Source organism: Pseudomonas sp. PARCl1 (assembly GCF_947311875.1).
Taxonomy (GTDB): Bacteria; Pseudomonadota; Gammaproteobacteria; order Pseudomonadales; family Pseudomonadaceae; genus Aquipseudomonas; species Aquipseudomonas juntendi.
On record NZ_CAMZMX010000015.1, the window covers coordinates 70275 to 90903 of the forward strand.

At 64.1% G+C, this 20629-nt stretch carries 14 protein-coding genes and 1 pseudogene; 3 read left to right on the forward strand and 12 right to left on the reverse strand.

All coding sequences use genetic code 11. The annotated features are described in order from the left end of the window. Positions 1-72 precede the first annotated feature (72 nt). The 5 genes from QME24_RS11075 to QME24_RS11095 form a co-directional block, all read right to left on the reverse strand. Positions 73-852 carry a transglutaminase family protein gene (locus tag QME24_RS11075; protein ID WP_280091345.1) on the reverse strand — a complete coding sequence of 260 codons (780 nt, stop codon included), beginning with the start codon at positions 850-852 and terminating at the stop codon, positions 73-75. Beyond that, positions 849-1799, reverse strand: a complete 951-nt coding sequence (locus QME24_RS11080; protein WP_009682316.1) for an alpha-E domain-containing protein — start codon at positions 1797-1799, stop codon at positions 849-851. Before QME24_RS11080 ends, QME24_RS11075 begins: the two co-directional genes overlap by 4 nt. A gap of 3 nt (positions 1800-1802) precedes the next feature. Further along, positions 1803-3212, reverse strand: coding sequence for a circularly permuted type 2 ATP-grasp protein (locus QME24_RS11085; protein ID WP_029885140.1), 1410 nt, complete (start codon positions 3210-3212; stop codon positions 1803-1805). 356 nt (positions 3213-3568) lie between these two features. Beyond that, positions 3569-4606 (reverse strand): methionine synthase, encoded by a 1038-nt coding sequence (locus QME24_RS11090; protein ID WP_029885138.1) that lies wholly within the window; start codon positions 4604-4606, stop codon positions 3569-3571. A gap of 27 nt (positions 4607-4633) precedes the next feature. Then, the gene (locus tag QME24_RS11095) at positions 4634-5617 is read right to left on the reverse strand and encodes a DUF1852 domain-containing protein (protein ID WP_280091346.1); all 984 of its coding nucleotides are present in this window, start codon (positions 5615-5617) and stop codon (positions 4634-4636) included. A 468-nt stretch (positions 5618-6085) separates the two neighbouring features. Here QME24_RS11095 and QME24_RS11100 point away from each other — a divergent pair, with 468 nt between their 5' ends. Next, complete coding sequence (locus tag QME24_RS11100; protein WP_166524972.1) at positions 6086-6223, forward strand: hypothetical protein; 138 nt, start codon at positions 6086-6088, stop codon at positions 6221-6223. 45 nt (positions 6224-6268) lie between these two features. Here QME24_RS11100 and QME24_RS11105 read toward each other — a convergent pair whose 3' ends face one another. The 6 genes from QME24_RS11105 to QME24_RS11130 form a co-directional block, all read right to left on the reverse strand. Beyond that, positions 6269-7684, reverse strand: a complete 1416-nt coding sequence (locus tag QME24_RS11105) for a TolC family protein (RefSeq protein ID WP_054905447.1) — start codon at positions 7682-7684, stop codon at positions 6269-6271. Next, positions 7681-10860 (reverse strand): efflux RND transporter permease subunit, encoded by a 3180-nt coding sequence (locus QME24_RS11110; protein WP_029885133.1) that lies wholly within the window; start codon positions 10858-10860, stop codon positions 7681-7683. The genes QME24_RS11105 and QME24_RS11110 overlap by 4 nt, the downstream gene beginning before the upstream one ends. A 12-nt stretch (positions 10861-10872) precedes the next feature. Continuing rightward, a complete protein-coding gene (mexE, locus tag QME24_RS11115; RefSeq protein WP_009682303.1) occupies positions 10873-12114 on the reverse strand; it encodes a multidrug efflux RND transporter periplasmic adaptor subunit MexE in 1242 nt (413 codons plus the stop codon). A 176-nt stretch (positions 12115-12290) separates the two neighbouring features. After that, a complete protein-coding gene (locus tag QME24_RS11120; RefSeq protein ID WP_280091347.1) occupies positions 12291-12593 on the reverse strand; it encodes a hypothetical protein in 303 nt (100 codons plus the stop codon). A gap of 94 nt (positions 12594-12687) precedes the next feature. Continuing rightward, positions 12688-14040 carry a GntP family permease gene (locus QME24_RS11125; protein WP_054905444.1) on the reverse strand — a complete coding sequence of 451 codons (1353 nt, stop codon included), beginning with the start codon at positions 14038-14040 and terminating at the stop codon, positions 12688-12690. Positions 14041-14150: 110 nt separating this feature from the next. Continuing rightward, the gene (locus QME24_RS11130; protein WP_054905443.1) at positions 14151-14690 is read right to left on the reverse strand and encodes a gluconokinase; all 540 of its coding nucleotides are present in this window, start codon (positions 14688-14690) and stop codon (positions 14151-14153) included. Positions 14691-14897: 207 nt separating this feature from the next. Here QME24_RS11130 and QME24_RS11135 point away from each other — a divergent pair, with 207 nt between their 5' ends. Both QME24_RS11135 and QME24_RS11140 read left to right on the forward strand, forming a co-directional pair. Next, positions 14898-15917 (forward strand): LacI family DNA-binding transcriptional regulator, encoded by a 1020-nt coding sequence (locus QME24_RS11135; protein WP_280091348.1) that lies wholly within the window; start codon positions 14898-14900, stop codon positions 15915-15917. Positions 15918-16066: 149 nt separating this feature from the next. Further along, a complete protein-coding gene (locus QME24_RS11140) occupies positions 16067-17386 on the forward strand; it encodes a PAS domain-containing methyl-accepting chemotaxis protein (RefSeq protein WP_054905441.1) in 1320 nt (439 codons plus the stop codon). Here QME24_RS11140 and QME24_RS11145 read toward each other — a convergent pair. Beyond that, a pseudogene (locus QME24_RS11145) lies at positions 17361-20627 on the reverse strand (transporter substrate-binding domain-containing protein). The gene QME24_RS11140 and the pseudogene QME24_RS11145 sit on opposite strands and share 26 nt — an antisense overlap. Positions 20628-20629 lie beyond the last annotated feature (2 nt).

The following is a 20629-nucleotide window of genomic DNA, read 5'->3' on the forward strand; positions in this document are numbered from 1 at the left end:
CAAGTTCCCTTGTGTGGCAGAGGTAGTGGCCTTGCTGCAGGCGCGCAGCAAGGCTGGCTTGAGGGCCAGGCGTCACTGGCGATGCACGTGAACACTGGCTTGCATGGACTCGGTGCCACCCCCGCGGCGCACGCCCCTGACCGGGCAGGCGTCGAGGTAGTCCAGGCCCACGGCCAGCTTCAGGTGCCGCTCGGGCCGGGTCAGGCGGTTGGTGATGTCGAAGCTGTACCAGGCGTCGTCGACCCAGGCTTCGGCCCATGCATGGCTGGCCAGGTGCTGTTCATCCTCGGTGCACAGGTAGCCGGAAACATAGCGGGCCGGCACCCCCAGGCTACGGGCGCAGGCCAGGAAGGCATGGGTATGGTCCTGGCACACGCCCGCACCGGCATTGAACGCTTCGCTGGCCGTAGTGCCGACGGAGGTCGACCCTGGGCTGTAGGGCATGCGCTCGGCCAGCCCCTGCATCAGGTCGATCAATGCGGCGCGGTCACGGTGCGTGCCGCATTGCTGGGCGGCGAAGGCCACCAGCGCGTCATCGGCCAGGGTCAGGTGGCTGCCACGCAAGAACGGCAGGGGTGACTGGCAGGCTGCCTCCTGTTCGCAGGCCGGGTCGATTTCGACCTGACCGCTGGCAGTGAGGGCCAGGTGCCCATGGGGCTTGTCCAGCGTCAGCACATGCAGGATGTTGCCGTACGGGTCGATCTGGCTCTTCACCTTGCAAGGCAGGTCCAGTTGCCATTCGACGATGCGCTGGCGTTCGCTGCTGCGCGGGGTAAGGCGCAGGAGCTGAATGCTGTTGGACACATCACTGGCGTAGCTGTAGGTGGTGTCGTGGCGGATGGACAGTTTCATACAACCTCCAGGTAGGAGTGATGGACCGCCTGGCCCAGTTGGTTGACGCGGCCGATGAAATCGCTGAGCCAGGGATGCAGCCCGGCGTCGAGGATTTCGTCGATGGCGGTGTAGCGCAGCCGCGCGTTGAGCTCGGCGGCCAGCCGCTGGGCCGCTCGCCCGGTACTGCCAGGCAGGCCGGCCAGGATCTGGTCCAGCTCCTCGATACAGGCATGCAGCGAGCGCGGCACGTCGACGCGCAGCAACAGCAATTCGGAAACCGGCCCGGCACTGGGCGCGGCGCGGTAGATTTCATTGAAGGCTTCGTAGGAGGTCAGGGCGCGCAGCAAGGCACTCCACTGGTAAAAACCCCTGGCCGAGTCGTCGCTGACCTCGTCGGAGGCCTCGCCGAACATTTCATAGCGCGCATCGAGCAGCCGCAGGGTGTTGTCGGCCCGTTCCAGGAAGGTGCCCAGGCGAATGAAGCTGTAGGCATCGTTGCGCATGATGGTACCGGAGGTGGCGCCGCGGAACAGGTGCGAGCGCTCCTTGACCCAGTCACAGAACTGGCTGATGCCGTAGCGGCCCAGCCCGTTGCTGGCAATGTTGCGCATTTCGATCCAGGTGGCGTTGATGTTCTCCCACATGTCGGCAGTGATCCGCCCGCGCACTGCATGGGCGTTGGTCCTGGCCGCCTGCAGGCAGCAGTAGATGCTGCCGGGGTTGGTGGCATCGAGGGCGAAGAAATGCAGCATGCGCTCGGTGTCGAGCTCGGCGTGGCGACGGATGTAGTCGTCGAGCGTGCCCGAGGCCAACAGTGACATGGCCAGTTCGGCATGGCCGTCGCTGCGCCCCGCCTGCGGCATCAGTGACAGCGAGTAGCTGACCTCGAGCATGCGCGCCAGGTTTTCCGCACGTTCCAGGTAGCGGGACATCCAGTACAGATCAGAAGCAGTTCGCGAAAGCATGGTTCAGTCCTCCACCACCCAGGTGTCTTTGGTGCCGCCACCTTGTGACGAGTTGACCACCAGCGAGCCTTCCTTCAGCGCCACGCGGGTCAGGCCGCCTGGCACCAGGCGGGTTTCGCTGCCCGACAGTACGAACGGGCGCAGGTCGATATGCCGCGGCGCGATGCCGCTGTCGACGAAGGTCGGGCAGGTGGACAGGCACAAGGTCGGTTGCGCGATATAGGCATGTGGACGCGCTTTGATGCGGGCGCGGAAGTCCTCGATCTGCGCGGCAGTGGCGGCCGGCCCGACCAGCATGCCGTAGCCGCCAGAGCCCTGGGTTTCCTTGACCACCAGCTCGGGCAAGTTGGCCAGTACATGGGACAGGTCGGCCGGCTTGCGGCACTGCCACGTCGGTACGTTGTTGAGGATCGGCTCCTCGCCCAGGTAGAAGCGGATCATGTCGGCGACATAGGGGTAGATCGACTTGTCGTCGGCTACGCCGGTGCCCACCGCGTTGGCCAGCACTACGTTGCCGGCGCGGTACACCGAAATCAGCCCGGGCACGCCCAGCATCGAGTCGGGGTTGAACGAGAGGGGGTCGAGGTAGTCGTCGTCCAGCCTGCGGTAAATCACATCGACCCGTTGCGGGCCGGCGGTCGTGCGCATGTACACATGCTCGTCGCGCACGAACAGATCGGCGCCTTCGACCAGCTCGATGCCCATTTCGCGGGCCAGGAAGGCATGCTCGAAATAGGCACTGTTGAAGCGCCCTGGGGTAAGCAGCACAGCGGTGGGGTTATCCAGCGGGCTGGCGCTCTTGAGCGTGTCCAGCAGCAGGTTGGGGTAGTGGTCGATGGGCGCGATGCGCTGGGCGGCGAACAGCTCGGGGAACAGGCGCATCATCATCTTGCGGTCTTCGAGCATGTAGCTGACACCACTGGGGGTGCGCAGGTTGTCTTCCAGCACGAAATAGCTGCCATCGCCATCGCGCACCAGGTCCACGCCGGCGATGTGCGCATACAGGCCCCGGTGCAGGTCCAGGCCCTGCATGGCGATCTGATAACCCTCGTTGGCCAGGACCTGCTCTGGCGGGATGATCCCGGCCTTGAGGATGCGCTGGTCGTGGTAGATGTCTTCCAAAAACAGGTTCAGGGCCTGCACGCGCTGGATACAGCCGCGCTCGACCGTACGCCACTCGCTGGCGCGGATGCTGCGCGGGATGATATCGAAGGGGATCAGCCGCTCGGTGTCCTGTTTGTCGCCATACAAGGTAAAGGTGATACCGGCGCGGTGGAACAGCAGGTCGGCCTCGCGCCGGCGCTGCTCCAGCAGCTCCAGCGGGGTGTTCGCCAGCCAGCGGGCGAACTCTTGGTAGTGCGGGCGGCAGCTGCCGTTCGCGTCGTACATTTCATTGAAAAAAGCCCGGGACATACCCACTCCTTGCCGCCGTTACCGGCAGCTTCATTGCCGTTCATCTGCGTCTTTCAGGGTGCTGCCTTGCTGGTAAGTGGGGGTGTCTTCAGCCTCGGTCGCGTTGGGTTGCGGGTGCATTCCGTTCACCAACCAGCATTGCAATGAAAGTGCCGAAAACCCGGTGCAGTGCCGGGCAGGCCAGGGAATGGGCGGTGGGCAGCGGTTTTGCTGGGCGGCGCCTGGTCCAGGCGGGTTGAGGTGGCGGCCGGCTGACCGGCCGGCGTGCATCAAAACAGGGCGCCTGGTGTGCAGCCGCGTTTTTTGAACCGCGTTGGTGCGTACTGCCATGCCGGCCAGGCAGGCGGTTCAACACCTCAACCCGCGTTGGCGGTCAGTTCCTGGCGAACGATGGCAGCCCCGGCGCTCAACGCCTTGAGCTTGCCGCTGGCGACCGCGCGCGGCAGTGGGGCCATGCCGCAGTTAGTGCAGGGGTAGAGCTTGTCGGCATCGACGAACTGCAACGCCTTGCGCAGGGTGTCGGCCACGGCTTCGGGTGTTTCGATGGCAGGGTTGGCGACATCGATGGCACCGACCATGACCTTCTTGCCCCGAATCAGCTCAAGCAGTTCCATCGGCACATGGGCGTTGTGGCACTCCAGCGAAATGATATCGATGCTCGACTGCTGCAACGTCGGGAACACCTGCTCATATTGCCGCCATTGCGCCCCCAGGGTCTGTTTCCAGTCGGTGTTGGCCTTGATCCCGTAGCCATAGCAGATGTGCACCGCGGTTTCGCACTTGAGCCCTTGAACGGCGCGCTCCAGGGCGGCCACGCCCCAGTCGTTGACCTCATCGAAGAACACATTGAACGCCGGTTCGTCGAACTGGATGATATCGACGCCCGCCGCTTCCAGTTCCAGGGCTTCCTGGTTGAGTAGCCTGGCGAATTCCCAGGCCAGTTTTTCCCGGCTTTTGTAATGGCTGTCATACAGCGTGTCGATCATGGTCATGGGGCCCGGCAGCGCCCACTTTATTGGCTGGGCAGTTTGCTGGCGGAGGAACCTGGCATCGTCGACGAACACCGGTGCCTGTCGCGCGACAGCACCCACCACCGAGGGCACGCTGGCGTCGTAGCGATCGCGAATGCGCACGGTCTGGCGTTGCTGGAAATCGACCCCGCTCAGGTGTTCGATGAACGTGGTCACGAAATGTTGGCGGGTCTGTTCGCCGTCACTGACGATATCGATGCCCGCGTGCTGCTGTTCCTGCAAGGCCAGGCGCAAGGCGTCCTGCTTGCCTTCGGCCAGCTGCGCGCCCTGCAATTTCCAGGGTGACCAGAGTGTTTCAGGCTCCGCCAGCCAGGTCGGCTTGGGCAAACTGCCGGCAGTGGAGGTGGGAAGTAGCGTGTTCATCAGCGGTTACCTTGTGCGTTGGGGTGATCAGCTGGCGTATTGAGCGGACCATTGCTCCAGGGTGGCCTGGTACGGTTTGACGAAGCGCTCCTCGGCAAACCTGCCTTGTTCGAGCGCCAGGCGGCTGCGCTCTTCGCGGTCGTAGACAATGCGTGTAAGCGAATAGTCCTGGTGCTGCAGGCTCGGTCGGTAGGCCATTGCGGCTGCCGCATTGGCGTTGTAGATCTCGGGGCGGTAGATCTTCTGAAAGGTTTCCATGGTGCTGATGGTGCTGATCAGCTCCAGGTCGTTGTAGTCGGCCAACAGGTCACCGGCAAAGTAGAAGGCCAATGGCGCCACACTGCCGGGCGGCATGAAGTAGCGCACCTTGAGCCCCATCCTGCTGAAGTATTCGTCGGTCAGCGAGTGGTCGTTCTGGTGATACTCCACGCCCAGCACCGGGTGCTGGTTTTCAGTGCGGTGGTAAACCCTGCTGCTCGACACACTCAGGCAGATGACCGGCGGCTTGTCGAAGTGAGCCTTGTAGGTGGCCGAGTTGATGAAGCACTTGAACAGCTTGCCATGCAGTTCGCCAAAGTTGTCCGGCGTGCTGAAGCTTGGCCGACCCTTGTTGTGTTCCAGCAACAACACACTGAAGTCGTAGTCCCGCACGTACGAGGAAAAGTTGTTACCGACCATGCCGTCGATACGGCGGTTGGTGGTGTGGTCGACGATATGGGTCTGCAACAGCTCGATCAGCGGCAGGCCGCTGCTGCGCTGTTCACTGTGCAGGTGCAGTTCCACCGAAATGATATCCAGCTCTACGCTGTAGCGGTCTGCATAAGCATTGTCCCAGTGCGCCAGGGCGTTGAAGCGGTTGTCGATCATCTGCAAGGTGTTGCGCAGGTTTTCCTGGCGGTTTTCCCCCCGCGCCAGGTTGGCGAAATTGGTGGTGATGCGGGTATTTTCGCCGGGCTGGTAGTGCTCGTCGAAAGCGATGCGCTGCACAGTGAATTGCGGTGCGTAAGCCATGTTGTACGGTGTCCTGATGCCTGCTCGTGCCGTTGGGTAGTGCAAGCAGGCAACTATTGCCATGGCGCGAGCGACGTGATGTCCGTGTTCAGGCCGTATTCTAGGCAGGGGCCCTACATGAATGATATTGAAGATAAATCACTAATGATTTAGAACCGCTCATGATGGTGGGTGTCGGGAGTAGGCAACGGGAAGGAAAGCTTGTGTATGCGGTCGAGCGCGGGCGGTTGGCCCTGTGATCTTGCTCGCAACTTTCCAGACTAAAGGTACGGAATTTTCAAGTTGGCATGAATATCCCATGTTAGTCGGGAGTCCAGTCTCCACCTACTGCACTACCTCCATCACCTCCACGGAAGAACAAGAAAGGGGGCTAACATGAGTTGTCTGATTTGCGCAGGGCACGCGGAATCCGTCGAATGCACCCTTGGATGGGAGGAGCGGCGCTGTGCCCAATGCGGGTGTTACCGAATGTCCCAGTCGCTGATCCTGGCGATGATGGATGAGGGGCAGATATTCGACACCGAGCGCATGCGCGAGTGGCTGGTCGTGCAACGCGGGCAGGTGCCTGTGCCCGACATCGACCATGACCACGCCATATTGCGCTAACGGCCTGCAGCGGTGTAGCGCCACAGGCCATGGTTGTGCCTGGGGTCAGTGCGCGCTGGCCACGGTCTGCGGTTGCCAGCCGCCACCCAGGGCTTTGTAGATAGAAACGATGCCGCGGTACAGCTCGACCTCGCCTTGCGCTTGCGCATCTTCGGCACTCAGCCGTTCGCGTTCGGCATCGAGCAGCACCAGGTAGTCCACGGTCCCCTCGCGATAGCGAATCGAGGCCAGTTGCGCCGCCTTGCGGCTGGCTTCGCTCTGGCGCATCAACGACAGCAGCCGTTGTTGGGTCTTGGCGTAGTCGCTGAAGGCGTTGGCCGACTCTTCCAGTGCCAGCAACACCTGTTGCTCGTAATTGGCCATGGCGCCTTCGGCGTCGGCCTTGGCCCCGCGCAGGCGGGCCCGCACGCTGCCCAAGTCGAACGCCGCCCAGGTAATGCTGGGGCCCAAGGCCCAGGCATTGGCCGCCGATGAGCCGAGCTGCGACCCGCGCGCGGCGGTAAAGCCCAGGAAACCGCTGAGGCTGACCCGCGGGAACAGGTCGGCGGTGGCGACGCCGACGTTGGCCGTGGCGGCTGCCAGTTGGCGTTCGGCGCTGCGAATGTCCGGGCGGCGGCGCAGCAGTTCGCCGGGGTCGCCCACCGGCAGCGCCTTGGCGATGGCCGGCAGCGCCTTGGGCGACAAGTCTATGCTGAGGGCGTCGGGGCGCTGGCCGAGGAGGGTGGCGATGCGATGCCGCGCCCGGGCCTGTTCGGCCTGCAGTTGCGGCACGGTCGCTTCGACCCCGGCCAGGCGGGCATCGGCGCGTACCACGTCGAGGTCGTTGCCGACCCCGGCGTCGCGCAGGGTTTCGGTGATGCTGCGCGATTGCTGCTGGGTCTTGAGGTTGGCCAGGGCAATCTTCTCGCGCAGCTGTGCACCGCGTAATTGCCCATAGGCATCGACCAGTTCGGCGATCAGGCTGACCTGCAACTGCTGCAGGTCGGCGGCAGCGGCCGCTTCCTGCGCTTCACTGGCTTCGATCTGGCGCTGGATGCGGCCGAACAGGTCCAGCTCCCAGGCCATGTCCAGGCCCAGGTCATAGCGTTCGCTGTTCACCCGTTGCTCGGTCTGGCCAGGAACCTGGCCTTTGCCGATATCGCTGCTGGCACGGCTGGTGACCACCGGGAACGGGTCGTTCTCGGCGTCTTCACGGATCGAGCGGGCCGACTTCAGGCGGGCAAAGGCCACGCGCAGATCCCGGTTGCCGGTCAACGAAGCCTGCACCAGCTGGTTCAGTACCGGGTCGTCGAACTGCTTCCACCACAAGCTTTCAAAGTGGCTGCGGTCATAGGCCTTGGCCTGCGCATCGGCGCCCAGCTGGGCAGGTGCGGTGGCGGGGGCCTGGTAGTCCGGGCCGACCGCGCAGGCGGCCAGGGCCAGGGCCAGCAGGCTTGGCGTCAGGGGTTTGAGCAGGTTCATGCGTGGTTCTCCAGCACTTGCACGCGTTCGGCCTTGCGGGCCTGGCGACGCTCGACGAAACGGCGGATCAGGAAGAAGAACACCGGGGTGAGGAACAGGCCGAATACGGTCACGCCGATCATTCCGGAGAACACCGCCACACCCATGGCATGGCGCATTTCCGAGCCTGCCCCCGAGCTGAACACCAGCGGCACCACGCCCATGATGAAGGCGATGGAGGTCATCAGGATCGGCCGCAGCCGCAGGCGGCACGCTTCCAGCACGGCAGCCAGCGGGTCGAGGCCCTTGGCCTGTTCGTCCTTGGCGAACTCGACGATCAGGATCGCGTTCTTGCACGCCAGGCCCACCAGTACGATCAGCCCGATCTGGGTGAAGATGTTGTTGTCGCCACCCGATACGATCACACCGGTGATCGCCGACAGCAGGGTCATCGGCACGATCAGGATCACGGCCAGCGGCAGGCTCCAGCTTTCGTACTGGGCAGCCAGTACCAGGAAGGCCAGCAGCACGCACAGCGGGAACACGAACAGCGCGGTATTGCCCGACAGGATCTGCTGATAGGTCAGGTCGGTCCACTCGAAGGTCATGCCGTTGGGCAGTTCCGCTTTCAGCAGTTTTTCGATGGCCGCCTCGGCCTGGCCGGAGCTGTAGCCAGGGGCTGCGGCACCGTTGATTTCAGCGGTGATGAAACCGTTGTAGTGCATCACACGGTCCGGCCCGGAGGTATCGCTGACCTTGAGGAAGGTCGCCAGCGGTATCATCTCGCCCAGGTTGTTGCGCACCTTCAATTGGCCGATTTGCTCGGCATCGAGGCGGAACTGCTGCTCAGCCTGGACGTTGACCTGGTAAGTGCGGCCAAAGCGGTTGAAGTCGTTGGTGTACAGCGAGCCCAGGTAGACCTGCAGGGTGTCGAAGATGTCGCTGATCGCCACGCCATGGGTCTTGGCCTTTTCCCGGTCGATGGCGGCATCGACCTGCGGCACGTTGACCTGGTAGCTGGTGAACAGGCCCGCCAGCTCCGGCACCTCGTGGCTTTTGGCAATGATGTTCTGGGTTTCCTTGTACAGCGCTTCGTAGCCCAGGTTGCCGCGGTCTTCGATCTGCAGGCGGAAGCCGCCGATGGTGCCCAGGCCTTGTACCGGCGGTGGCGGGAAGATCGCGATGTAGGCGTCCTGAATGTCGGCGAACTGGGCATTGAGCGCGGCAGCGATGGCGGCAGCCGACTGGCTTGGGTCCTTGCGCTCGTCAAACGGCTTGAGTGGAGTGAACACGATGCCGCTGTTCGGGCTGTTGGTGAAGCCGTTGATCGACAGGCCAGGGAAGGCGACCGAGTCGGCCACGCCAGGTTGCTTGAGGGCGATTTCGCTCATGCGCTTGATCACCGCCTCGGTGCGGTCGAGGCTGGCAGCGTCGGGCAACTGGGCGAAGGCCACCAGGTATTGCTTGTCCTGGGCCGGTACAAAGCCGGTGGGGGTAGACGAGAAACCCAGGTAGGTCAGGCCCATCAGGCCAGCGTACACGAACAGGGCGATGCCGCTGGAGCGAATGACCCGGCGCACGCCGCCCACGTAGCGGTGCGAGGCACGGTCGAAAAAGCGGTTGAACGGGGCGAACAGCCAGCTGCCCAGGAGTTTTTCCAGTAACCGCGAGAAACGGTCCTTGGGCGCATGGTGTTCCTTGAGCAGCACGGCAGCCAACGCCGGTGACAGGGTCAGCGAGTTGAATGCCGAGATCACCGTGGAAATGGCGATGGTCAGCGCGAACTGCTTGTAGAACTGCCCGGTCAGGCCGGAAATGAAGGCAGCAGGCACGAACACCGCACACAGGACCAAGGCGGTGGCGATGATCGGCCCGGTCACTTCGGCCATGGCCTTCTGCGTCGCCTCCAGGGGTTTGAGGCCCAAGCCGATATTGCGCTCGACGTTTTCCACCACCACGATGGCGTCGTCCACCACGATACCGATGGCCAGCACCAGGCCGAACAATGACAGCGCGTTGAGCGAGAAGCCGAACAGGTGCATGACCGCAAAGGTGCCGATCAGCGATACCGGCACCGCCAGCAACGGGATGATCGAGGCGCGCCAGGTTTGCAGGAACAGGATGACCACCAGCACCACCAGCACCAGCGCTTCGAACAGGGTGTGCACCACCGCCTCGATGGAGCCGCGCACGAACACGGTCGGGTCATAGACGATGCTGTAGTCCATGCCTTCGGGGAAGTCCTTCTTCAGCTCGGCCATTTTTGCCCGTACTTCGTCGGAGATCTCGATGGCGTTCGAGCCTGGGCGCTGGAAGATCGGCAGTGCCACTGCCGGCTGGTTGTTCAGCAACGAGCGCAGGGCATATTGGCTGGAGCCGAGCTCGACCCGGGCGATGTCTTTCAGCCGGGTGATTTCGCCGTCGGCGCCGGCGCGGATGATGATGTTCTCGAACTCTTCCTCGTTGACCAGGCGACCCTGGGTGTTGATCGACAACTGGAAGCTGGTCGAACCCGGGGCGGGCGGGGCGCCCAACTGGCCGGCGGCGACCTGGCGGTTCTGTTCACGAATGGCTGCGACCACGTCACTGGCGGTGAGGTTGCGCGAGGCGGTCTTGTTCGGGTCGAGCCAGACGCGCAGCGAGTAGTCGCCCATGCCGAACAGCTGCACATCACCCACGCCGCCAAGGCGTGCCAACTCGTCCTTGATATTGAGGATGGCATAGTTGGACAGGTAGAGCATGTCGTAGCGGTTGTCCGGCGAGGTCAGGTGCACGACCATGGTCAGGTCGGGCGAGGCCTTGTCGACGGTGATACCGATGCGGGTCACTTCTTCCGGCAGCTTGGGCTGGGTGCGGGTGACGCGGTTCTGCACCTGCACCTGGGCGTTGTCCAGGTCGGTGCCCAAGGCGAAGGTGATGGTGAGCGTCAGCTTGCCGTCAGCGGTGGACTGGGAAGACATGTACAGCATGTTCTCCACACCGGTAATGGCTTGCTCCAGCGGCGCAGCCACGGTTTCGCCGATGACTTTCGGGTTGGCACCCGGGAAGTTGGCGCGTACCACCACGGTTGGCGGCACTACCTCGGGGTATTCGCTGATGGGTAACTGGAACAGCGAGATCGAGCCGGCAATCAGCAGCACCAGCGACAGCACGGCGGCGAAGATCGGCCGGGTTATGAAGAATTTGGAGAAGTTCATCGGTCTGGTCCCTTAACCGCGTGGCGCCTGGGCGCTGGCGTTTTTCACGTTGTTGCCCGCCACTTTGGGCGCCGGGTTGCTGGCCTCCAGGGCCTGGCGCTGTTGGGCGAGGGCGGCGAGGGTCTGCTCGCTGGCCATCTGGGTTTCCTGCGGCGTCACCGGCGAACCCGGGCGTACGCGCTGCAGGCCCTTGACCACGATGCGCTCGTCCTTGCCCAGGCCGCTGCGCACGATGCGCAGGCCTTCGAGTTTCGGCCCCAGTTCCACGGCGCGGTAGGCGGCCTTGTTGTCCTTGTCCATGACCAGCACGAACTTCTTGCCAAGGTCGGTGCCCACGGCCTCGTCGTTGATCAGTACGGCGTCGTACTGGGCGCTGCCCACCAGCTTCAGCCGGGCATACAGGCCCGGGGTGAATTGGCCGTCGCGGTTGTCGAACACGGCGCGGCCACGGATGGTGCCCGTGCGCGGGTTGACCTGGTTGTCGACGAAGTTCATCTGGCCCAGGTGAGGGGTGCCGGTTTCATTGGTCAGGCCGAGGTACACCGGGGTGCTCTGGCCGCGTTGGCCTTCGCGCGCCAGCTGGGTGTACTTGAGGTACACGCGCTCGTCGGCGTCGAAGTAGGCGTAGACCTTGTCGGTGGAGACCACGCTGGTCAGCGGGGTCACGTCGGCGCTGACGATGTTGCCGGCCGTGAACGCGGCGCGGCTGACCCGGCCGCTGATCGGCGCGGTAACCCGGGTAAAGCTGAGGTTCAGGCGGGCGAGGTCCAGTTGTGCCTGGATGGCGTCGACCCCGGCCCGGGCTTCGGCAGCGGCGCTGCTGCGCGATTCGGCCAGCTCGGCGGAAATGGCGTTGCTGTCGCGCAGGCGCTCACCACGGCGGGCTTCATTGGCGCTGCGGATGGCGGTGGCCTTGGCTTGTTGCAACTGGGCTTCGAGGCGGCGGACTTCAGCCTGGAACGGGCGCGGGTCGATCTGGAACAGCAGGTCGCCTTTCTTGACCTGGGCGCCCTCGGTGAAGGCGACCTGGTCGATCTGGCCGGACACCCGCGGGCGCACCTCGACGGTTTCCGGGGCTTCGAGGCGGCCGGTGAACTCGTCCCATTCATTGATCGGTTGCTCGATCACCTTGGCCACGGTGACCTTCGGCGCGGCGGGAGCCTGCACGGCGTCGGGGGTTCGGCCGCAAGCGCTGATCACCACCACAGCCAGGGCTGCGAGGGGGAAGCGCAAGGGTTTGAGTGATTGTTCCATGGAGAACTCCGCCAATGTATTAGTGATGGGCGGAGTGTGAGTGTCTTGCGCGAGAGGCACGAATCGAACGGGCCGAAATGTATTATCACGCTGAATGATAGGTGGGGATCAGCGGGTGGTGAATCGAGGGTGCGGGCCTGCACCCGAAGCCGGTGCCAGGGCCCGCTGCCACGGGCTTAGCGTTGGCTGCCGCCAGCGCCGCCTGCGTCGGCACCACCGGTCCCTTCGGACCCTGTGCCGTCCATGCCTGGCAAGTCGCGGTTGTCGTTCTGCTGGGTGGGCGGGCTGTCCGGGTCATTGCCCTTGATGCGCGGGTCGGTATCGCGCGGCATGGGTTTTTCGATCGGGTTGAGGGTGCTGTCCACGCCGGGCTGGGGCGCGTTGTTGTGCGGGTCGTCGGGGTAGGTCGGGCCAGTGCCGGCGGCAAGCGCCAGTGGCGAGGCGAGCAGGGCAATCAGCAGCACGCTTGAGCGGTTCATGGCAGTCTCCATTGCGTCGGGTGGGGCGTACTCCTTTTCGGCCCCACCCGTGGCGCTAACGTGCCATTACTCTGTTCATTCTTCCGATCAGCGGTTACACCACCAGCGACAACAACATGATGAAGATGATGCCGACGATGGAAAGAATCGTCTCCATCATGCTCCAGGTCTTGAAGGTTTCGGCCACGGTCATGTTGAAGTACTGCTTCACCAGCCAGAAGCCGGCGTCGTTCACATGCGACAGGATCAGCGACCCGGCGCCGGTGGCCAGCACCAGCAACTCACGGTTCACGCCCGGTACCAGGTCGATCACCGGTGCCACGATACCCGCGCCGGTGATGGTCGCGACGGTGGCCGAACCGGTGGCGATACGGATCACCGCCGCCACCAGCCAGGCCAGCAGGATCGGCGAAATTTCCGCTTGCACGGCCATTTGCCCGATCACGTTGCCCACCCCGGTGTCCACCAGCATCTGCTTGAAACCGCCGCCAGCACCGACGATCAGCACGATCGCAGCGGTTGGCGCCAGGCTCTGGTCGAGCATTTTCATGATTTGCTGGCGGTTGAAACCGCGGGCCGAGCCGAAGGTGTAGAAGGCCAGCAGCAAGGCAGCGAGCAGGGCGGTGATCGGGTGGCCGATCAGGTCCATCCACTGGCGCACAATGTGCTCGGCAGGCAGCACCACGTCGGCGAAGGTTTTCAGCAGCATCAAGGCCACCGGCAGCAGCACGGTGATAAGGGTGATGCTGAAGCTCGGCAGGTTGCCCTGGTCGGACTCCTTGGCGATCTGGTCCATCAGCTCCTGCGACGGGTTGCCGGGAATGTAGCGGGAGATGAAGTTACCGAACAGCGGGCCGGCGATGATGGCGGTAGGCAGCGCCACGATCAGGCCGTAGAAAATGGTCTTGCCGATGTCGGCGTGGAAGATGCCGATCGCCAGCAACGGGCCCGGGTGCGGCGGTACCAGGCCGTGCACGACCGACAGGCCGGCCAGCAGTGGAATGCCGATTTTCACCAGTGAAACCCCGGAGCGCCGGGCCACGATGAACACCAGTGGAATCAGCAGCACGAAGCCGATTTCGAAGAACAGCGGAATGCCCACCAGGAAAGCGGCGAACATCATGGCCCAGTGCACGTTCTTCTTGCCGAAGGCGCGAATGAGGGTTTGCGCGATCTGGTCGGCGCCGCCGGAGTCGGCCATCAGTTTGCCAAGCATGGTGCCCAGGGCGAGCACGATGCCGACAAAGCCCAGCACACCGCCAAAGCCGTCCTGGAACGACTTCATGACCTTGGCCACCGGCATGCCGGAGGTCAGGCCCAGAAAGCCGGCCGCCAGGGTAAGGGCGACGAAGGGGTGAACCTTGAAGTGGGTGATCAGCAGGATCAGCCCGACGATCGTCACGAGCGCGTCGAGCAACAGGAAGGTATCAGTAGCCAGTCCGAACATGGTTTTAAGGCCTCGGTCTTATCGTTGTTTTGGGCGTAGCGTTGTGGGAACTTTTCGCGCTTTCGCGGGGTCGGGTAGCGCTGTCTTTGGTGAGCCGGGAAACCGCTGGGTCAGGCGGTCTGCGCCAGGCCCTGCTCACCGCGGCTCTTTAGCCAGCGGTCTACCGCTTCGGCCAGGGCTTCGATGGGCTGGGTAGCGTCCAGGGCCAGGGTCAGGGGCTCGCCACGGGGCGATTCCAGGGCGGCGAACTGGCTGTCGATCAGGCTGGCCGGCATGAAATGCCCAGGGCGTGCCAGCACGCGCTTTTCGGCTTCGGCAGGCGACAGTTCGAGGAAAACGAACACCAGCCCAGGCATGGCCTGGCGCAGGGTTTCGCGGTAGCGGCGTTTAAGCGCCGAGCAGGTCAGGATCGGGCGTTCGCCGGCCTGGCTGATGGTTTGCAACTCTTCGCCCAGGCGCACCAGCCAGCCGGCGCGGTCGGCGTCGTCCAGGGGGATGCCCGCGCTCATCTTGCGGATGTTTTCGGCAGGGTGGAAAGCGTCGCCTTCGATCAGGCGACCGCCGCTTCGGGCAGCGATGGCAGCACCGATGCAGCTTTTGCCGCAACCGGCCACGCCCATCACCACGATGGCGGACAGGGGAGAATTCATCAGTACCTCCTGCGGGGTGAGGTAGCGCTGTCTCGTCGCTGACGAACAGCCACCTCCCCGGTGTTATTGGTCTTGTCCTTACGCAGTATGGACGCCTGGCAGCACGCGTGTAGCGGCAGCTACCAAAGATTACATTGCCTGCATCCTGAGACAGCGCTACCTTAGTGGCCGTTCCCCATCCTTGCAAGTAGTAAAATTACAACATCCATGTCCCGCACCGGCTCCCGTACCACAGGTCGTCCTACCCTGGCTGAAGTCGCCAGGCTTTCCGGGGTTTCCCCGATCACCGCTTCGCGCGCGCTGCGCGGCGTGAGCACGGTCGCGCCAGAGCTGGCCGCAAAGGTCATGGCTGCCGCCGCCAGCCTGGGCTACGTGGCCAACCCTGCGGCCCGGGCGTTGGCTTCGGCGCGCAGCCAGTCTGTCGTGGTACTGATCCCGTCGCTGTCCAACCAGCTGTTCATCGATACCCTGGAGGCCATCCACGACGTCATGCGCCCGCGTGGGCTCGAGGTGCTGATCGGCAACTATCACTATGACCTGGCCGAAGAAGAGAACCTGATCCGCAATTACCTGGCCTATCAGCCCTGCGGCATGTTGCTGACCGGGTTCGAGCGCAGCGATGCGGCCCGCCAGATGCTGGCCGCCAGCGGCGTACCCTGCGTGCACATGATGGAGCTCAAGGGCGAGCCGGGGGCGGTATCGGTCGGTTTTTCCCAGGAGCAGGCGGGGCGGGCTGCCGCGCGGCACCTGCTCGAGCGCGGGCGCAAGCGCCTGGCATTCATAGCCGCGCAACTCGACCCGCGGGTGATGCAGCGGGCCGAGGGCTTCCGCCAGGCCCTGGCCGAGGCGGGCCTGCACGCTGCAGAACTGGAAGTGTTGGCCCCGGAGCCTTCTTCGATTGCCTTGGGCAGCACACTGTTCCGCCGCCTGATGCAGCAGGCCCCGGATGTGGACGGCATCTTCTTCTGCAACGACGACCTGGCCCAGGGCGCTGTCTTGCAGGCGTTGCGCCAAGGTGTGGAGGTGCCTCGCCAGGTGGCCATGGTGGGCTTCAACGACCTGCCGGCTTCGGCGCACATGGTGCCGCGCCTCACGTCTATCCGTACCCCGCGGGCTGCCGTCGGTCGGGGCGCGGCCCAGGCCCTGCTCGCGTTGCTGGACGGCAAACGGGTGGCCAGTGCCCAACAGGACCTGGGTTTTGAGCTGATGGTGCGGGAAAGTACCTGATTCGCTTCCCTGTGCAATGGCGTTGACCACGCCCTGGCGGCCTGCCGGCGTAACAGAAATGGAGTAATCACAAAGCGATGGCACTGTGCTTGCACCGCGCATACGGCCATCTATGCTCATGAAACCGCGCATAAAGGAGGCCCGGCGTCATGTTCGATTTCCATCGCAAATCCGATTTGGTCGAGATCCAGCGCAGCCATCAGGCATTGGCCGACGCACAGGCCAAACTGGCTGCCATCAGTCGCTCCATGGCAATGATCGAATTCGCCCCGGATGGCACCATTCTCGACGCCAACGACCGCTTCTGCCAAGCCATGGGTTACAGCGCTGAAGAGCTGCGCGGCAAGCACCACCGGCTGTTCTGCGCGCCGGACTATGCCCAGAGCGCCGAGTACCAGCAGTTGTGGCATGAGCTCGGTCAGGGCAAGGCCATCAGCGGGACGTTCGAGCGCGTCGACAAGGCCGGCCGTGAAGTCTGGCTGGAGGCCAGCTACATGCCCGTGCTGGATGCCCAGCGCCAGGTCAGCAGCGTGATCAAGGTGGCGTCCGACATCAGTCAGCGCGTCGCCCTTGAGCATGAAAGCGAAAGCCTGCTGAAGGCGATCAGCCGCGCCATGGCGGTGATCGAGTTCACCCCGCAAGGGCGGGTGATCAAGGCCAACCAGAATTTCCTGGACACCATGGGTTACCGGCTCGACGAGGTGGTAGGCCGCCACCATGGCCTGTTCTGCCTGCCGCACGAGCGTGAGTCGGCCGAGTACCGCCAGTTCTGGGCCTCGCTGAACCGTGGCGAATACCACTCGCACCGCTTCGAGCGGGTGAACAAGCAAGGCCAGACGGTGTACCTGGAAGCCTCCTACAACCCGATCTTCGACAGCAAGGGCCGCCTGTACAAGGTGGTCAAGTTCGCCAGCGACATCACCCACCAGGTCTGTACCCAGCAAAGTGCCGCCGATGCGGCCCATGCCAGTTCTGTGCAGACCGATGCCTGCGCGCGAAAAGGCACCGAAGTGGTTCAGCAGACCGTGCAGGTGATCGAGCAGATTTCCGTGGAGCTCAACGACGCAGCGCGCAGCATCGATGCGGTGAGCAAACAGTCGGATGTGATCGGGCAGATTGTGCTGACCATTCGTGGTATCGCCGACCAGACCAACTTGCTGGCGCTGAATGCGGCCATCGAAGCCGCCCGTGCCGGCGAACACGGGCGCGGTTTTGCCGTGGTCGCCGATGAGGTGCGCAACCTGGCCGCGCGCACCAGCAAGGCTACCCTGGAAATCGTCGATGTGGTGCGGCAGAACCACGACCTGTCGCTGTTGGCCGTAGCCAGCATGCAGTCAAGCCTGAACCGCACCGGCCATGGCGTGGCGCTGGCCAATGAAGCCGGCACGGTGATCATGGAGATTCAGCAAGGCTCAAGGCACGTGGTCGATGCCATCAGCCAGATCAGTTCGACGCTGCAATTGCATTGAGCGCAGCACGCATATCGTCCAGCAGGGCCTGCAGGCTGGCTTGCAGCCGTGCGCGCGGCTCGTCGGTCGGCGAGCCTTGCGCCTGGGCCGCTTCGATCGCTTCGCAATCCTGGACCACGGCGCGTACCCTGATCATCTTGGCACCGCCCTTGATGCGGTGGGCCAAGGCACGCAGCGCCTCTTCGGGCGCGTCCGCCGCCAGCGCATGCAGGACCGCCAGGTCTTCACCAACGCTGATCGACAGTTGCTCGAGCAAATGCCTGGTGAGCTGCGCGTCGTCCTGAGTCAGGTGGCGTAGCTCATCCAGGTTCAAGCCGCCCGCGCGCGTTGTTGGCGCAGGTGGGCGGGCCTGGGGCAGGTGGGCTTTGAGGGCTCGCAAACCTATCGGCTTGAACAGGCAAACGTCCATCCCGCTGGCCAGGCAGCGGGTACGTTCCTCGGCCTGGGCATTGGCGGTGATGCCCAGAATCCGGCACCTGGGCAGGCTGCGCTCGGCCTCGAACTGGCGAATGCGCCGGGTGAGTTCATGGCCATCCATGACCGGCATGCTGCAATCGGTGATCACCACATCGAAGCGCCCCGCTTGCCAGCGGCCCCAGGCGACTTCACCGTTCTGCGCCAGGCTCACCTGGTGCCCAAGGGTGTGCAATTGCCGCTCCAGCAATAGCAGGTTGGCAGGGTAGTCGTCGACGATCAGCACATTCAAAGGGCCGTCGCTGTTTTCCAGTTGGGCCGGGTCCTCAGGCACGGCTGCCGGGGGGGCGCAGGTGGGCAGTTGCAGGTTCACTTGCACCCGGGTGCCGACGCCTTCGACACTTTGCAGCTTCAGCGTGCCGCCCATCAGCGCGGCAAGCGTGCGGCTGATGACCAGGCCCAAGCCTGCGCCCTGGCGGGCCCTGGGGCCGTCGGCCTGGACAAAGGCATTGAACAGGCGGGCCTGGTCGGCAGGGCTGATACCGATGCCGGTGTCGCGCACATCCAGCTCCACCGGCAACACGTCATGGCCGGCGATAACTGGCAGAAGCAGGCTGGCCTGCACCTCGCCACGGTCGGTGAACTTGATGGCGTTGCTGATCAGGTTCGACAGGATTTGCTTGAGCCGCAGCGGGTCCGCCAGCACCCAGGCCGGTTCAGCGGGCAGTTCGCCGTGCAGGTGCAGGCCCTTGGCCCGGGCGTTGCCTTCGAACACGCGCAAGGTGGCGCGCACCAGTTCGCGCAGGTCCGTGGGCACGGGTTGCAGGGTGATGTGCCCGGACTCGATCCGGGAAATATCGAGAATGTCGCCAATCAGTTCCAGCAGGCCAAGCGCTGAATCATGGGCCGTCTGCAGCGTATGGATATCGCTGCGGCCGCTACGGCAGTCCTCCAGCGCCAGTTCCAGCAAACCGATCACGGCATTCATCGGGGTGCGGATTTCATGGCTCATGGTGGCCAGGAACGTGCTTTTGGTCTGGCTGGCCTGTTCAGCGTCGTCCTTGGCCTGGCGCAGTTGCTCCAGCAGCTCGCGGCTCAGTGCCAGCTGGTCCTGCAGGGCATGTTGCGCCTCGGTGCGCTGGTTGATCAGCTTGCGCAGGTAGCTGTTCCAGAACACCACGCCGGCCAGCAGCAGCGCCGACAGCACCAGCACTTGCAGGGCGAGGGTGCGGTAGTCGCGCCACGGGCTGTCGCTGACCAGGGAGCTGGTGCGCCAGCGGTTGATCAACTGCGCCAGTTCTTCAGGCGGAATGCTCAGCAGCGCCTTGTCGAGAATGGCCTGGAGCTGGGGCTGGTCGGCGGCCACGGCGAAGGCGGCCAGGGCCGGGTCTTCATCGAGCACACTGGCAATGCGCAGGCGGTCCTTGAATACATGGCTGATGTAGTACGCCGCATTGATGTGGTTGCTCAGGGCGACGTCGGCACGGCCATTGGCCACGGCTTCCATCAGGCCCAGCGGGTTGTCCACCTCGACCAGGCGGGCCTGTGGGTAGCGTTGCTGCAGCAAGGCGCGTTGCGGCGAGCCTTTGACCACCGCGATACGCTGGCCGTCCAGAGCCTTCAAAGGGGCGGGTGCGGTGATGTCGCTGCGGGTGACCAACACCCTTGGGCTGACCAGGTAAGGCCGGGTGTAGCGCAGTTGCCTGGCGCGGTCTGCGCCGTAGCCCAAGGCGCCGATCATCAGCGCATCACCTTGGTTCAGCCGCTCGACCATGTGGTAGGCCGATGTGCTTTCAACGGTCTTGAACTGCAGCCCGGTGCGCAAGCCGATCTGCTTGAGCAGATCCAGGGTGATGCCGTTGGCGTTGTCCTGGGCGTCGTTGAAGGTCAAGGGCGCCAGTGATGTGTTGATCAGCACGTTGACCACCGGGTGCTCGGCGATCCAGGTTTCCTCTTCGGCACTGAGGGCCGTCAGGTGTCGCTGCAACAACAGGCTGGTATTGCCACCGCTCCAGCGGCGCAGGATGTTCAGCCGTTCGCTTTCACTGATGCGGGCCAGTGCCTTGTCGACCAGCTGGCGCAAGTGCAGGTTGTCGCTGGACAGGGCGAACGCGAACGCTTCGGGGGCGGCCGGGGAAAAGTGGTCGATCTTCAACGTGCCCTGGAAGCTTTTGCCGATCATGAAGTCGGTACTGATGGCGTCGCCCAGGTAGGCGTCGGCCTCGCCCAGTTCGACAGCGGCCAGCCCGGCCAGGGTGGAGCGGTACAGGCTCAGTTGCGCCTTGGGGTACAGGCTGCGTACGGTATTGGCGGGCAGGTAGTGATCAACCATGGCCAGGCGCAGGCCGGCCAGGTCGGGCGTACCCTTCAGGCTGCTCCCCTCCCGGGTCACGACCACCGGCAGGTCGTCGGCATAGGGTGAGCTCAGGCTGAGGTGGGCGTCTGCTGCCTCGAAGGCGTTGGAGCTGCCCAGCAGGTCGATGCGCCCCTCATGCAGGGCAGTGATGGCCTCGTGGCGGCTGGCAAAACGGCGCACTTCGATGCCAATGCCAAGCTGCTCGCCGATCAGGCCGGCGTAATCGGCGCTCAGGCCTTCGTAGTCACGGGGGCTGACATTGATCTCGAAGGGCGGGTAGTCCGGCCGCGAGCTGCCCAGCACCAGTTACCGGTGCTGCTGCAGCCACTGGCGGTCTTCGGCCGAGAGCGCCAGCGGCGCGGCAGCACTGACCGAGCGCGCCAACAACTGCCGGGGTTCGCTGCTGGCCTGCAACCCGCTGGCATTGGCCAAGCCGATGATCATGAAGGCGCTCGCCAGCAGGAACTTCATGC

Bases quoted from the DNA above. Each gene is read 5' to 3' on its own strand.
- QME24_RS11110 (WP_029885133.1), bottom strand. From the start codon at position 10,860: ATGAACTTCTCCAAATTCTTCATAACCCGGCCGATCTTCGCCGCCGTG.
- QME24_RS11095 (WP_280091346.1), bottom strand. From the start codon at position 5,617: ATGGCTTACGCACCGCAATTCACTGTGCAGCGCATCGCTTTCGACGAG.
- QME24_RS11135 (WP_280091348.1), top strand. From the start codon at position 14,898: ATGTCCCGCACCGGCTCCCGTACCACAGGTCGTCCTACCCTGGCTGAA.
- QME24_RS11100 (WP_166524972.1), top strand. From the start codon at position 6,086: ATGTCCCAGTCGCTGATCCTGGCGATGATGGATGAGGGGCAGATATTC.
- mexE (WP_009682303.1), bottom strand. From the start codon at position 12,114: ATGGAACAATCACTCAAACCCTTGCGCTTCCCCCTCGCAGCCCTGGCT.
- QME24_RS11105 (WP_054905447.1), bottom strand. From the start codon at position 7,684: ATGAACCTGCTCAAACCCCTGACGCCAAGCCTGCTGGCCCTGGCCCTG.
- QME24_RS11090 (WP_029885138.1), bottom strand. From the start codon at position 4,606: ATGAACACGCTACTTCCCACCTCCACTGCCGGCAGTTTGCCCAAGCCG.
- QME24_RS11080 (WP_009682316.1), bottom strand. From the start codon at position 1,799: ATGCTTTCGCGAACTGCTTCTGATCTGTACTGGATGTCCCGCTACCTG.
- QME24_RS11120 (WP_280091347.1), bottom strand. From the start codon at position 12,593: ATGAACCGCTCAAGCGTGCTGCTGATTGCCCTGCTCGCCTCGCCACTG.
- QME24_RS11130 (WP_054905443.1), bottom strand. From the start codon at position 14,690: ATGAATTCTCCCCTGTCCGCCATCGTGGTGATGGGCGTGGCCGGTTGC.
- QME24_RS11075 (WP_280091345.1), bottom strand. From the start codon at position 852: ATGAAACTGTCCATCCGCCACGACACCACCTACAGCTACGCCAGTGAT.
- QME24_RS11125 (WP_054905444.1), bottom strand. From the start codon at position 14,040: ATGTTCGGACTGGCTACTGATACCTTCCTGTTGCTCGACGCGCTCGTG.
- QME24_RS11140 (WP_054905441.1), top strand. From the start codon at position 16,067: ATGTTCGATTTCCATCGCAAATCCGATTTGGTCGAGATCCAGCGCAGC.
- QME24_RS11085 (WP_029885140.1), bottom strand. From the start codon at position 3,212: ATGTCCCGGGCTTTTTTCAATGAAATGTACGACGCGAACGGCAGCTGC.